Raw genomic sequence first — 13561 nt, forward strand, 5'->3', positions numbered from 1 at the left:
CGATGTGACAAAACCGTGGACAGCGGCCTGTCCCTTGCACCCGCCCTGCGTCTCCATCATGTATCAGCAAGCAAACCCGATAGGCACGCATTTGACCATCCCCAACCTGATCACCATCCTGCGCCTCGTCCTGGTGCCAGCGGTGGTGCTGGCGATGCTGCAGGCGCGCTGGGAGTGGGCCTTTGCCGGGTTCCTCATCGCCGGCATCTCCGATGGCGTCGATGGCTTCATCGCCCGCCGTTTCAACCAGCAATCCAGGCTCGGCGCCTATCTCGATCCGATGGCCGACAAGCTGCTGCTGGTCTCGGTGTTCGTCGTCATGGGCTTCATCGGGCAATTGCCGCTCTGGCTGGTGGTCATCATGGTGTCGCGTGACGCATTGATCGTCTGCGCGGTTGTGTTGTCCACCGTCATGGCCCATCCGGTCGAGATGAAGCCGCTTTTTGTGTCGAAGGCCAACACCGCCGTCCAGATCGTGCTGGCGGCAGTTGTGCTGGGCGAACTTGCCCTTGTCGTGAACCTCCACCCGCTGAGGCCAACCCTCATATTGCTGTCCGGGGTCTTGACCGTGGCTTCGGCCGCGGCCTATCTCGTGGCTTGGCTGAGGCATATGAGCGGCTATGGCGAAGGCTCCACTCCGGACATCTGAGGCAGAAGCAGCAGCGATAGAGGCTGAGGCCGCCGACCTTGCCGCATCCGCCGCCTTCCGTCGCCAGATCTTCTTCTGGCTGGCCGGCGCCGCCATCCTGGCACTTTTCCTCTATATCTTCAGCGCCATCCTGTTGCCCTTCGTCGCCGGCATGGTGCTTGCCTATTTCCTCGATCCCGTCGCCGACCGGCTGCAGCGGCTCGGCCTGTCCCGCTTCATGGCGACGGTGGTCATCCTCATCACTTTTCTCATCGTGCTGGTGCTGGCCTTCGTCATCCTCATTCCGGTTCTGGCCACGCAGATGGCGGATTTCACCGGCAAATTGCCGGAGTACCTGACCCGGCTGCAGACGCTGATCACGTCGTTCGATCCGAAATGGCTGGAACAGAAATTCGGCGTCAACGCCAATGGCCTGCGCGACGGGCTGAACTCGCTGCTGACCTCCGGCTTCGGCCTGCTCACCACGGTCTTCACCTCGATCTGGAGTTCCGGCGTGGCGCTGGTCTCTGTGGTCAGCCTGTTCGTGGTGACGCCGGTTGTCGCCTTCTACATGCTGCTCGACTGGGATCGCATGGTGGCGGTCATCGACAGCTGGGTGCCGCGCGACAATGTCGCGACGGTGCGCGCCATCGCCAAGGACATCAACAGCGCAACGGCCGGCTTCGTGCGCGGCCAGGGCACGCTGTGCCTCGTGCTGGGCGCCATGTACGCCACCGGCCTGACGCTAACCGGGTTGAATTTCGCCATCCTCATCGGCCTGTTCGCCGGGCTGATCTCCTTCATTCCCTATGTCGGCTCGCTGACCGGACTGGTGCTGGCCATCGGCGTTGCCTTCGTTCAGTTCTGGCCGGACTGGACCATGATCGTCGCCGTCGCCGTGGTCTTCGTCATCGGCCAGTTCATCGAAGGCAATATCCTGCAGCCCAGGCTGGTTGGCAAAAGCGTCGGCCTGCACCCCGTATGGCTGATGTTTTCGCTGTTTGCCTTCGGCGCGCTGTTCGGCTTCGTCGGCTTGCTGATCGCGGTACCGGCTTCCGCTGCGGTTGCCGTGCTGGTGCGGTTTGCCATAGCCCGCTATCTCGAATCGCCACTCTACAAGGGCCACGGCGAAGCATCTGTGCCGCAGCTCCCGGCCGATCGCCGCAAGGCGATCAAGCCATGATCAGGCTGGCGACCAGCTGCCTTGCCGGCTCCGGCTGAGCCGCATGAGCGACCAGAAAGCCGACCCACCGCGCCAGTTGCCGCTCGATCTCGGCCACGGCACCGGCTATTCGCGCGAAGACCTCGTCGTCTCCGGCACCAACGGCCAGGCGGTGGCGCTGGTCGACCGCTGGCCAGATTGGCCCTCGCCGGTGGTGGTGCTGGCCGGTCCGGCCGGCTCCGGCAAGACGCATCTGGCCTCGATCTGGCGTGTGCGCACCAACGCGGTTGCGGTGGACGCCAGGCGCATTGGCGACTGCATCGCAAATCTCGGCACCCGACCGGCGCTGATCGACGATGTCGATGCCGGGATGGTCGATGAACAAGGCCTGTTCCATCTGATCAATGCCGTGCGCAGTGCTGGCTCGACGCTGCTGTTGACGGCGCGGCGTTTTCCCTCGGCCTGGGGTGTTTCGCTGCCCGATCTCGCCTCGCGGCTCAAGGCGGCGGCGACGGTCGAGATCCATGAACCCGACGATCTCCTGCTCGCCGGCGTCATCACCAAGCTGTTCGCCGACCGCCAGATCGAGGTCGAACCGCATGTCGTGCAGTATCTGGTGCGGCGCATCGAACGCTCGCTGGCGACAGCCATGCGCGTGGTCGAGCGACTCGACCGTACCGCGCTCGAGCGCAAGACGCCGATCACCAGGGCGCTCGCCGCCGAAACCGTCAGCGCCATGGATGAGGGGCAGGGCGAGTTCGAGATCTAGAAGGCCTTGATATCTTGATATCAGGTGAATGCCGGCCTGCAAACGGCGGTTTCCCACCTCCTCTGTCTCATTTCGGGAAATAGCAGCTGGCATCAGTCTTGCTGGTATAGTCTCGCCGGCTGACCCCGGTCCTGATTGCGTTCTAAATCAGGTTGTAGGCTCGCCGGGAGTGAGGCGGTTGGGGTTCTCGCCCGGCGAGCTTGCCTTCAAATACATGGAGCGATCGCTGGCGCCGCTGGCATTTTGGACGCCAGCATCTCATCGCCGATGAGATGGCGAAGGAACATGCCAGCCACCGCCCTCCGGATCTGCGCCAGTGGCTGTCGGACAGTGCATTTCCGGGGATGGTCGGAGTGGAGAGATTCGAACTCCCGACCCTCTGGTCCCAAACCAGATGCGCTACCAGGCTGCGCTACACTCCGAACGATCTGTTGCCTATTCATTTCAGTGTTGCATGGCAAGTGCAAAAACCTTGCCGCCGTGCGCATTGCGCAGTAATGACGGGCAAAGGGTGGCGATGCTGCCTTGCACAGCAATGAGGTGGCCATGTCCGCGCGCATTTTCAGCCCAGCCAAAACCGCGATGCAGTCCGGCAAGGCCAAGACCGGCCACTGGGTGCTGGAATTCGACCCTGAGACGCGCAAGAAGATCGACCCGCTGATGGGCTACACAACGTCGGGAGACATGAGAAGCCAGATCAGGCTCGCCTTCGATACCAGGGAAGAGGCAGTGGCATACGCCGAAAAGGAAGGGCTCGCCTACCGCGTCGAGGAGCCGAAAGAGGCCAAGCGCCGCCAGATTTCCTACGCGGAGAATTTCCGCTATGACCGCAGGACGCCCTGGACGCACTGAACGGCGGCCAGCCCCCGCGCCAAGTATCCAGCCGGCCCAGCGGCCGGCCAGCGGTCCCGTAGCTCAGCTGGATAGAGCACCGGCCTTCTAAGCCGATGGTCACAGGTTCGAATCCTGTCGGGATCGCCAATAAATTCAATAGCTTAGTCGTGCGGGAGCGGAATTCCGACCCGGTCGAGCCGAATTTCCAACTGCTCAACTCTTTCGCTCTCACGGATGCGCTCGCGCTGACGCTGCGTGTGATGAACGTCACGGCGTCGGTCCACGCCCCTGACCGGCACATGCCGCCCCTGACTGGCACAGCCATCGTATTATTTCGTGACACCGCCTTTTCGGAACCTTCCCGCGTACGACGCGTTTCGGCGCCTGTATTCGCAAAGCCTCATACAAAAGACGGATAGGTGGGAGGCAAACACGGGTGGGGAGGAGTGTTGCCATGTCGAAACGAGAAATAGCAGTGTCCCCGGCGCTGGATCGGCGCATCGCCGATCTCAAGGCCAGGATACAGGATGCCCGGATTACAGAATACGAAATGAAGACCTTTCAGAAAGTGGCTTCCGTCATGGGCGGTGGCGAAGACTTCCTGCGTCTTGATGCCGACGACCTGATCGCTGCATCTTTTGTCGTCGACGCACTGGGTGAGCCAACGCTCAATTGACGGCGGGGCGGTCCAGTTTCGAACGCTGTGCCCTTGCTCAGCCAACAGCTTGGTCCGCGCCTTCAAGCCGGGAATCCGGGCGGTCGCCTTTTCGGCGGCCGTCCTTTGGCGTTGTGGATCGCGTCCAAGGGAGTGGCGATGATCCTGCCGCAAAGCCGCTGACCTCAGGACGCGCCTGTCATCCGTGCCGTGCCAGCGGATGTCGAATTGGAAGCAAAGTCTTATCACTTTGTTTGCGTTGGCACGTCATAGTAGAGGCGGCTAACGGAGTTGAACGGGATGAAGCTTGATCTGTCGTCGACGAGTTGGGGCAGGGTGATCGCTGTCACTGCCGCCGGTACGGCATTCTTCATTGCGGTGGCGTTTTTCGTCGATTCCTTCAACTTCCCCTATCTCTCGTCCGACGCCGTGTGGCGCGCTGAGATGACCGACCTGCTGCTCCCCCTGGGGCTGGGCGGGTCGTTTCTGTTTTTCCTCATGTGGAAGATCCGCCAATTGGCCATAGCGCAGCGTGACCTGAGCGTCATTGCCGCGACGGACAGTCTGACGGCGGTGCTGAACCGTGGCGCCTTCTCGATGTTGGTCGAGGCCTATCTTGAGCAGACCCGCAAGCAGGAGCAGACCCACTCGAGCGCGCTGTTGATCATCGACGCCGACCATTTCAAGTTGATCAACGACCGCCTTGGCCATGACTGCGGCGACCAGGCGCTCAGGCTGATAGCGCAGGCGATCAAAGGCCAGCTGCGTGGCGGCGATATCGTCGGCCGTATCGGTGGCGAGGAATTCGGCGTGTTTCTTCCCGGCGTCGACCCCTCGCAATCCTGGGTGGTTGCCGAAAGCATCCGCCGGCGCATTCGTGAGATGGACTTTTCTCCCGGCGGGCGTCCATGCCCGCTGTCCGTCAGCATCGGCGGCACGAGCTTCAGTGGGCCGACCACTTACGAAGCGATCTTCTCGGCAGCCGACAGACGGCTTTATGCGGCCAAGTCCAATGGACGGGATCAGGTCAGTTTCGATCCGGTCAACCCCTTGCAGCCGCCACCGCCGAGCGCCACTACCGTGCACTGATCCACGCTCTTCCACAGGGTGGAAGCTGGAGCGGCCGCTTCCTTGACGCTCCGTTACCGGTGTGCTTCCTCCGGGTAGACGATTTATGGCATCGCTTGAGACGTTCCTGCTTTCCTGAGCTGCTCGAGTGCCCGGGCCGCCGGCACAGCCACGGCCTCCTTGGATGCCGGCGAACGAAAGGCGAGACGGGCCAGGGTAAGGCCAGGTAGGCACAGCGACCATGATCCATCTGTTCAACGGCTTTCAGAATCCCTTTGGCGGCAGCGAACTCGAAACCCTGGAACTGTATCGGCTGTTGAGCGCCGACTCCCAAGTGCGACTATGGGCAACCTCCTCCAGGGTGTCCGACGAGCTGATGCGACATTTTCCGATTCGCCGCATTTCGCCGCCAACGCGGAACGTGCCGGACGGCGGCACCTATGTCTTCCTCGGCGCGCATTGGCGCAACAAGGTGTGGCCTTACCTGATCCCGCGGCCACGCCGGCTGATCTACGTCTTCAACACCTTTCACCCGAAAGTCATCGCGTTGACGACGCGCATGCCACGCTTGCTGGGCTGGCCCGACGCCGAACTGGTGCTGATTTCCGACTTTCAACGGCGCATGCTGGAGGTCGACGGCGTCGTGCATCCGTCGCCGATCGATATCGACCGTTTTGCACCGCGGCCGGCCCGCCGGGATGGTCCGTTCACGGTGGGAAGGTTGAGCCGCGATACGCCAGACAAGCATCACGCCGACGACGTGGCGCTTTACGAGGCATTGCTGGCGGATGGCGTTGCGGTACGGATTCAGGGCGGGATGCCTCTCGAGGACAGGCTCGCGCCGCATCCGCAACTCGAACTCCTGCCGCAGGGCCAATTCGCGGCCGAACAGTTCCTTCCGACGCTCGACGTGTTCTACTATCGCACCGGCTCGCATGTGGAGACATTCGGCCGTGTGGTGTTCGAGGCGATGGCCTGCGGTTTGCCCGTGGTCTGCTATTCGCATGGCGGCTACGCCGATCACATCAGGCATGGCGAAAATGGTTTCCTGTTCGAAACGACCCAGCAGGCTGCGCTCATCCTCGCCGAACTCAAAGCCGATCCGGCGCTGCGGGCGGCAGTGGGCGACAAGGCACGGCAGACCGTCGAGCAGCTGTTTTCGCCGCAGGCGCTGCGGCAGCGGCTGGATTTCTATCTGCGTTAGCGGCTCCTTGCCGACCGCTCTCTCCTGGCCGCGCGGTATTGTGTCTGGCCCGTTTGGCATCGATCCCGACATCGCGCTAAAGGTGGGCAAGCAGGTGTGAATCGCCGGACGGCATCGGCGCGCCAACAGACTGAGTGGGACTTTCTACCGATGACACCAATGGGCGCCGCGGCACTGCTGATCCTTGTCCTGACCTATGCCGGTGTCGCCATTGGCCGCATACCCGGCCTGCGCCTGGACAGGGCGGGGATCGCGCTGCTTGGAGGAGCCGCGATGATCGCCATTGGCGCGCTCAGCATGGAGGATGCCTACCGCGCGATCAATTTCGACACCATCACGCTGTTGCTCGGCATGATGATCGTGGTGGCGCATCTGAAAGTCTCCGGCGCCTTTCGCGGCCTTGGCGCCATCGCGATCGAGCACGCGCATGCGCCCTTCATGCTGCTGGTCATGGTGACGTTGCTGACCGGCGTGCTGTCGGCTTTCCTGGTCAATGACGCCATCTGCCTTGTCATGGCGCCGATCGTCGTCCACGTCACCCGCGTCATCAAACGCAACCCGATCCCCTACTTGATCGCCACCGCCACCGCATCCAATTGCGGCAGCGTCGCCACCATCACCGGCAATCCGCAGAACATGGTCATCGGCGCGCTGTCGGGCATTTCGTATCCGGCTTTTTCGGCGGCACTCGCTCCGGTCGCGCTGTTTGGCCTCGTCGCGGTCATCGTCATCGTGCGCATCGTCTACCGCGCCGAATTCGCCCGCACTGCCCAACTGACACCCGAGGTCTCACGTGGCCGCATGCACCGGGGACAGGTGCTGAAGGCGGTGGTTGTCTGCGTCGGGCTCGCCATCGCCTTTTTCGCCGGCGTGCCTGTCGCCAAAGCGGCGCTGATCGGCGGGGCCATTCTCCTGCTCACCCGTGCCATCAAGCCGGAACGCATCTACCGCGAGATCGACGGGCCGTTGCTGTTCATGTTCGCCGGTCTGTTCGTGGTTGTCGCCGGTGCCGAAAAGACGCTGCTGACCCCTGACCTCATCGCCTCCGCCAGGGGCCTGGGGCTGGACGACGTCTGGCGGCTGTCCGGCTTCACTGCGGTGCTCTCCAACATCATGAGCAATGTGCCGGCCGTGCTGGCGCTGCGGCCGTTCATACCCGGCCTCGAAAACCCGGAGCGCGCCTGGCTGGTGGTGGCGATGAGCTCGACGCTTGCGGGCAATTTCACGCTGCTCGGCTCGGTCGCCAACCTGATCGTCGCCGAGCAGGCCAAGACCGCCGGCACACAGCTGTCCTTCGGCGCCTTTTTCAAGGTCGGCTTGCCGCTGACACTGATAACGCTCGTCGCCGGCACGGCATGGCTGGCATTCGCTTTCTAAGCCTTGCCACTTGAAGTTCGCGCCCGGACCAGGGTCGCCGCGGCTCGTCCGGCGGCTTCGATGTAGTCGGGATTGCGGTGGATCAGCATGATCGAAAAACAGCCATCGATCAGCAGCACGATCTCGCGCGCCAAGGCTTGCGGCTCCTCGACGCCATGGTTGGACAATGCGCTAGCGAGCCAGGTTTCGAAACTTGACTTGTGTCGCGACCCGACCTTGATCGCCGGGTGCCCAGGCATCGAGGCCAGTTCCGCGGCGGTGCGCAGGAAGCCGCATCCCTTCCATTTCGGATGGCGCGCGGCTCGTGCCAGATTGGTGAAGATCGCCTCGGCCTTGCGATCCGCGCCGCCTTCGGCGGCATCGAACCAGCCGGCCATACGCTTCAGATTGGGTTGGTCGCGGCCATCGAGATAGGCGGCGATGAGGTCGTCCTTGCTCTTGAAATGATAGTAAAGCGTCCGCTTGGTGAGCCCCGCTTCCTCGGCAACGGCATCGACGCTGACGCGGCCGATTCCTTCGGCGTAAAACAGCCTGGTCGCGGCATCGACAATGCGCTTGCGAGTAGGGCTCTGTGCTTCGGGCATGGGCTTAGGTATACCGACTAGTGAATATACACAAGCCCAAAAGCGCGTCACCTTCCAGCCCATGAGCACAATGGAGAAGGAAGCCAGATGACCGATCTTGTCCTGAACGAAACCCGGGATGGGATAGCCGTCCTTACCCTCAACCGGCCGGCAAAACTCAACGCGCTGAACTATGCCCTGATCGATCGCCTGCTTGCGCTTCTCGACGACATTGAAGTCGATGACGGCGTTCGGGCGGTCATTCTTACCGGAGCAGGGGAGCGGGCGTTTTCGGCGGGCGGCGACATCCACGAATTCTCGGCCAGTGTGGCGCTTGGCGTCGATGTCGCGATGCGTGACTTCGTCATGCGCGGGCAGCGGCTGACGGCAAGGCTGGAAGCATTCCGCAAGCCCGTCATCGCCGCGATCAATGGCTTGGCTTTCGGCGGTGGCTGTGAAATCACCGAGGCCGTGCCGCTCGCCATCGCCAGCGACCGCGCTTTGTTCGCCAAGCCGGAAATCAACCTGGCGATGCCGCCGACCTTTGGCGGCACGCAGCGCTTGCCCAGGCTCGCCGGGCGCAAGCGGGCGCTCGAGCTGCTTTTGACCGGCGACTGGTTTCCGCCGCAGCGCGCCCTTGAACTTGGCCTCGTCAACCAGGTGGTGCCGCATGGCGATCTGATGCCAGCCGCAATCGGCCTGGCCAGGCGTATCCTGCGGCACTCCGATCTGGCGGTGGCAAGCATCCTCACGGCGGTGGCGCGCGGCATCAATCTCAGCATCGCCGAAGGCCTGCAGGTCGAGGCCGAGCAGTTTGCCCGCATGGCCCCGACCGCCGATCTGCGCGAAGGGCTGGATGCCTGGATCGGGCGGCGCGAGCCTCGCCATGACGGCTCATGGACGCATATCGCGCGGCCCGACGAGGCCAGGCGAGCCTCGTTGGCGCTGGATCAGGGCGCCACCACCAAACGACCTTTCATGTTGGGATGGAAGCGGCAGAAATAGTCGACCGCTCCCGCGGCACTCAATGTCAGGCTCGCGGACTTTTTCGGCGGGATCATCACCTCCCAGCCACCCTTAACCGTGGCCGTGTGGGCGAACACGTCCTTGTTCACCCACTCGATCGTATCGCCGACCTTCGCCTCCACGGTCGCCGGCGAAAAAACAAGCTTGTCGATGGTGACCTGAATGGTTTCGGCTGCTGCCGGCGTCGCCGCGACGACCAGCGCCAGGCAGGCGATCCACAGTCGCCGATTCAAGGCGTACGGCCTCATTTCAGCATGCCGGCGACGTGTTCGGCATGCTGCTCATGGCCCTGGAATATCTTCAGGCCGGTCTCCAGCAGGCTCTTCAGTTCGGCATTGCTGGCCGACGGGATGAGCAGCGTTTCGAGCGCGCCGTTGACCTGCTTGTGATAGGCAACCTCGTTGTCGACATAAGCCTTGTCGAAGGCCGCGCCCTTGAGCGTGGCCAGTTTGGCCCGCTCTTCCGCCGCGGCCTTGGTCAGCGCCTTGCTGGTGGCGTTGTCTTCCGGGGTCACCTTGAGTTTCTTGACCAGGTCGAGCGCCTGCACGTTCACCGCCTCGTGGTCGCGTACCATGTCCTTGGCGAAGTCGAGAACCTCCTTGTTCTTAGACTTCTTGAGCGCTTGCTTGGCTGCCTCGACATCGAGGACGCCGGCTGTATAGGCGATGTGGGCGATCTGCGGGTCGGTCGGTTTGTCGGCGGCCTGGGCCAACGGCGCCGCTCCGAGCAGAAGCAGGGCGGCCAGGGCGGCGGTGGGACGAACAAGCATGGGATTCTCCTTCTCCCGGACGCGGGAATAGCGCCGGGCAGTGGTTTCGGTTGACGGTCATTGGATGCGGGAGGGCGGCAAACGTTCCCACCAAAATCATCTGAATCCGGCGAAGATCAGCTTTCCAGCCCGAGCCGCCGCATGACGGCACTGGTCAGCCTTTCGCAACGCCGCCCGGCAAAGGGGAAGGCGTCGAGCAGCACCGGTCCGATCTGGTCGTCTAGCGCCTTGCGCACCAGGGCACGGGCGCGGTGCAGCCTTGTCTTGACGGTTTCAGGTCGCACGCCGAGAAGATCGGCGGTTTCCTCGATGCTTAGCCCCTCGATCACCCGCGCCACGAACACCGTCCGGTAGACATCGGGAAGGCTGTCGGTCGCCTGTTCGACCAGCTTGAGGATCTGCCGTTGCGCCATCGTCCGCTCCGGATCGTCGCTGGGGTTGAGAGGGAACTGGATGATCTCGGCTTGCGATTCCGGCATCGCCACCGTTCGCCGCCTTTTGCGCAGGCGGCCGAGCGCTTCGTTGATGACGATGCGTGATAGCCAAGTGGCCAGCGAAGAGTCGCCGCGAAAGGCCCCTAGGCTGGCGAACGCCCTGACATAGGCCTCCTGGACGATGTCCTCGGCCTCGCTGCCATTGCGCACCACGCCGCGCGCGATGCGGTAGAGCCGCTGATTATGCGCTTTCATGATGGCGCGGAAAGCCTCGCTCTCACGGGCCAGCGCCCGACGCACGAGCTGCATGTCGCCTGAAGCAGCGGAAGGCGCGGCGGTCGACACAGCAGGCATGGCCAGTTTCCTCACCCCAATCTCCGGACCGGAACCCCGATTGAAGGATTGGATGGCATTGCCGGCAAAAGGTTCCCGACTATTTTGTCGGTTCCGGCAGCGGCTACTGTACTGCTTCCGCCGACAGCCTGTCAGCAGCCTGCAGCCGTGCCGTTGCCGCCAGCAGATCGGTCTGGGTGATCAGCCCGAGGATCCGCTTGTCATCGTCGACCACGATGACCGCGTGGCTGCGGCCGTCGGTGAGCACGGGCAGCAATCCCATAGCGGCGGAACCGGCCGTGGCGGTCGCCGCCGGCGAAATGACGGAACCGACCATCTCGGTGGCCAGCGCCAGTTCCCGCAATCCCACGGTTCCCGCCAGCCTTGCCTCTGCGTCGACGACCGGCAAGATGCGGATGTTATGGTCGAGAAGCAATTTGCGCGCCCTGTCGGCAGGGGTGTGTTCATCCACCGAGATGACATCGCGCGACATGATGTCCTCGCAGAGCAACGTTGAATGCTCGCGCACCAGCGCTTGCAATTCGACTTGCCGCAGCAGCCGGTCGAGATCGTTGCGGTCGATGTCGAACGTCTCTTCGAGAGCGCCGAGCGCGGCGTCGATGTCTTCGGAGCGAAAGCCGATGCGCGACTGTGCGGGCGGATCGATGGTGCCGTGGCTGTTCGCCGGCACTGGTGCCGGCACGTGCGGGTAATTGCGCCGGGCCAGCTTGTGGAAACCGTAGCCCAGCGCCACCAGCAGGATCGAATTCAACGCCACGGGCACGAATGGAAACAGGAAGCCAGCGCTGATGACGGCAGGTCCTCCCAAGACCGCGGTCAGCGCTGCGGCCCCGCCCGGCGGATGCAGGCAGCGCGTAAACGACATGGCGGCAATGGCAAGCGCCACCGCGATGCCGGTGGCAAGGGCGGTTTCATGGACGAAATGCGCCACGATCACGCCTACCAGCGCCGATATCGTGTTGCCGCCAATGATCGACCATGGCTGCGCCAACGGGCTTGCCGGCACCGCGAACAGGAGCACGGCCGACGCTCCCATCGGCGCCACCAGCAGCGGCACGTGCGGGCCGTTGCCGAGCACCAGACCTCCGATCGCGCCAGTCAGGGCAATGCCGATCGTCGCGCCGATGCAGGCGATGATCCGCTCGCGCAGCGTCGCGCCGGCAAGAATGGGAACAAAAAGGCGGAAAGCCATGACGTGGGAAACTCTGCCGGTGTTCCAGGGGAGGTCGAAACCGTGATGATCGCACCGCAATGACGCGGCATCGTTGAATTTGAAAGCCAAACTGATCCGCGAAGCCACGGTTTGAAGGAATAGAATTCCCTGGTGTCACTGCGGTTCCGTCGGCCCGACGACTTGGCTTGCGCTGCGCAGGGCGAGCGTTTCATCAGTCTTTCGACACACTTGCGCCGGTCCGCTGAATCAATTTGGCAGGTGTCCTCGATCGTTCAGGCCGCCGCCGCGGCGGTTAGACCGCGCAGGATATCGGTCTTCAGATCCTCGACATCCTCGAGGCCGATCTGCAGGCGGATCAGCGGGCCGTCATAGGGACCCTTGGCGACGACACGGTCGCCGAGCCAGACCGGCACCGCAAGGCTTTCATAGCCGCCCCAGGAATAGCCGAGGCCGAAGATCTGTAGCGCATCGAGGAAGGCGTGCTGCTGTTTCTGGCCGCCGCCAGCAAGCACGATGGAGAAGATGCCGCTCGAGCCGGAGAAGTCGCGCTTCCACAGGCCATGGCTCGGATGGCTGGGAAGGGCAGGGTGGAGCACGCGCGTCACGCCCTCCTGGCCCTCGAGCCATGAGGCGATGGTGAGCGCGCTGCGCTGATGGTGCTCCAGGCGCACGCCCATGGTGCGCAGGCCGCGCAGCACCTGGTAGACGTCGTCAGGCCCGGCGCAGCAGCCAAGCGTGCAAAAACTCTCGAAGAGCTGCTTCCAGTGGTTCTCGTTGGCGGAGACCGTGCCAAGCAGCACGTCGGAATGGCCGGCCGGGTACTTCGTCGCCGCATGGATCGAGATGTCGACGCCGTGGTCGAGCGGGCGGAAATAGAGGGGCGTTGCCCAGGTGTTGTCCATCATGACGATGGCGCCCGCGGCGTGCGCCGCCTTGGCGATGGCCGGGATGTCCTGCACCTCGAACGTGTTGGAGGCCGGCGATTCCGTGAACACCACCTTGGTGTTGGGCCGGATCAACGCCGCGATGCCGGCACCGATATCGGGAGCGTAGTATTCGACCTCGACACCCAGCCGCTTCAGCATCGTGTCGGCGAAGTTGCGTGTCGGGTGATAGACGGAATCGACGATCAGCAGGTGGTCGCCCGCCGACACGAAGGCGAGCAGCGGCACGGTCACCGCCGCAAGGCCCGACGGCACCACGATCGTGCCGGCCGAGCCTTCCAGCGCGTCGATCGCCTGGGCAAGGGCATCGGTCGTCGGCGTGCCGCGCGTCCCATAGGTGTATTTCTGGCTGCGTGCCGCCATGGACGCCGCGTCACGAAAAAGCACGGTCGAGGCATGCACCACCGGCGGATTGACGAAGCCGAAATAGTCATGCGGGTTGTTCCCCGAATGGGCGAGCCGCGTGTTGATGCCCAGCTTGTCGCCAACTTGCTCGCTGCCGTCTTTCGCCATTCTTCGTCGCCTTGTTTTACAAGGCGCTAGCCATAGTGCGGCGTCATGGACCGCGCAACAGCCACCGTCCGCCAGCGGACGGACTTC

General features: G+C 63.4%; 15 protein-coding genes and 2 tRNA genes. 10 read left to right on the plus strand and 7 right to left on the minus strand.

Annotated elements, in window-relative coordinates; translation table 11 throughout:
* The first annotated feature begins 91 nt into the window (after positions 1–91).
* The 3 genes from NR193_RS04705 to hdaA are packed head-to-tail and all read left to right on the plus strand — an operon-like array spanning position 92 to position 2559.
* Positions 92–649, plus strand: a complete 558-nt coding sequence (locus tag NR193_RS04705; RefSeq protein WP_256749833.1) for a CDP-alcohol phosphatidyltransferase family protein — start codon at positions 92–94, stop codon at positions 647–649.
* The gene (locus tag NR193_RS04710; RefSeq protein ID WP_256749701.1) at positions 621–1811 is read left to right on the plus strand and encodes an AI-2E family transporter; all 1191 of its coding nucleotides are present in this window, start codon (positions 621–623) and stop codon (positions 1809–1811) included. Before NR193_RS04705 ends, NR193_RS04710 begins: the two co-directional genes overlap by 29 nt.
* Positions 1812–1854: 43 nt before the next feature.
* Entirely contained in the window at positions 1855–2559 is a 705-nt protein-coding gene (gene hdaA / locus NR193_RS04715; RefSeq protein WP_256749702.1) for a DnaA regulatory inactivator HdaA, read from the plus strand.
* A gap of 345 nt (positions 2560–2904) precedes the next feature.
* Here the strand turns inward: hdaA and NR193_RS04720 are convergent.
* A tRNA-Pro gene (locus NR193_RS04720) sits at positions 2905–2981 on the minus strand.
* Between the two features lie 124 nt (positions 2982–3105).
* Between NR193_RS04720 and NR193_RS04725 the strand changes: the two genes are divergently transcribed.
* The 6 genes from NR193_RS04725 (at position 3106) to NR193_RS04750 (ending at position 7697) form a co-directional block, all read left to right on the plus strand.
* Positions 3106–3411 carry an ETC complex I subunit gene (locus NR193_RS04725; RefSeq protein ID WP_091577283.1) on the plus strand — a complete coding sequence of 102 codons (306 nt, stop codon included), beginning with the start codon at positions 3106–3108 and terminating at the stop codon, positions 3409–3411.
* 52 nt (positions 3412–3463) lie between these two features.
* Positions 3464–3540, plus strand: a tRNA-Arg gene (locus tag NR193_RS04730).
* 307 nt (positions 3541–3847) lie between these two features.
* Positions 3848–4069 (plus strand): hypothetical protein, encoded by a 222-nt coding sequence (locus NR193_RS04735; protein WP_256749703.1) that lies wholly within the window; start codon positions 3848–3850, stop codon positions 4067–4069.
* A 423-nt stretch (positions 4070–4492) separates the two neighbouring features.
* Positions 4493–5137, plus strand: coding sequence for a GGDEF domain-containing protein (locus NR193_RS04740; RefSeq protein WP_256749704.1), 645 nt, complete (start codon positions 4493–4495; stop codon positions 5135–5137).
* 220 nt (positions 5138–5357) lie between these two features.
* Positions 5358–6320, plus strand: a complete 963-nt coding sequence (locus NR193_RS04745) for a glycosyltransferase family 4 protein (protein WP_256749705.1) — start codon at positions 5358–5360, stop codon at positions 6318–6320.
* Positions 6321–6470: 150 nt separating this feature from the next.
* Positions 6471–7697, plus strand: coding sequence for an anion transporter (locus NR193_RS04750; RefSeq protein ID WP_256749706.1), 1227 nt, complete (start codon positions 6471–6473; stop codon positions 7695–7697).
* Here the strand turns inward: NR193_RS04750 and NR193_RS04755 are convergent.
* On the minus strand, positions 7694–8281 hold the full coding sequence (locus tag NR193_RS04755) for a TetR/AcrR family transcriptional regulator (RefSeq protein WP_256749707.1): 588 nt from the start codon (positions 8279–8281) through the stop codon (positions 7694–7696). The genes NR193_RS04750 and NR193_RS04755 overlap by 4 nt on opposite strands.
* Positions 8282–8368: 87 nt before the next feature.
* Here NR193_RS04755 and NR193_RS04760 point away from each other — a divergent pair, with 87 nt between their 5' ends.
* Positions 8369–9265: a crotonase/enoyl-CoA hydratase family protein gene (locus NR193_RS04760; protein WP_256749708.1), complete on the plus strand. Its 897-nt coding sequence runs from the start codon at positions 8369–8371 to the stop codon at positions 9263–9265.
* Here the strand turns inward: NR193_RS04760 and NR193_RS04765 are convergent.
* The 5 genes from NR193_RS04765 to NR193_RS04785 form a co-directional block, all read right to left on the minus strand.
* Entirely contained in the window at positions 9211–9534 is a 324-nt protein-coding gene (locus tag NR193_RS04765) for a cupredoxin family copper-binding protein (protein WP_256749709.1), read from the minus strand. The genes NR193_RS04760 and NR193_RS04765 overlap by 55 nt on opposite strands.
* Complete coding sequence (locus NR193_RS04770) at positions 9531–10055, minus strand: DUF4142 domain-containing protein (RefSeq protein WP_256749710.1); 525 nt, start codon at positions 10053–10055, stop codon at positions 9531–9533. The genes NR193_RS04765 and NR193_RS04770 overlap by 4 nt, the downstream gene beginning before the upstream one ends.
* A 116-nt stretch (positions 10056–10171) precedes the next feature.
* A complete protein-coding gene (locus NR193_RS04775; RefSeq protein WP_256749711.1) occupies positions 10172–10843 on the minus strand; it encodes an RNA polymerase sigma factor in 672 nt (223 codons plus the stop codon).
* Between the two features lie 103 nt (positions 10844–10946).
* Positions 10947–12035 (minus strand): HPP family protein, encoded by a 1089-nt coding sequence (locus NR193_RS04780; RefSeq protein ID WP_256749712.1) that lies wholly within the window; start codon positions 12033–12035, stop codon positions 10947–10949.
* 254 nt (positions 12036–12289) lie between these two features.
* On the minus strand, positions 12290–13474 hold the full coding sequence (locus tag NR193_RS04785) for a cystathionine beta-lyase (RefSeq protein WP_256749713.1): 1185 nt from the start codon (positions 13472–13474) through the stop codon (positions 12290–12292).
* Positions 13475–13561: the final 87 nt, after the last annotated feature.

The organism is Mesorhizobium sp. Mes31, from assembly GCF_024519675.1.
Taxonomy (GTDB): domain Bacteria; phylum Pseudomonadota; class Alphaproteobacteria; order Rhizobiales; family Rhizobiaceae; genus Mesorhizobium.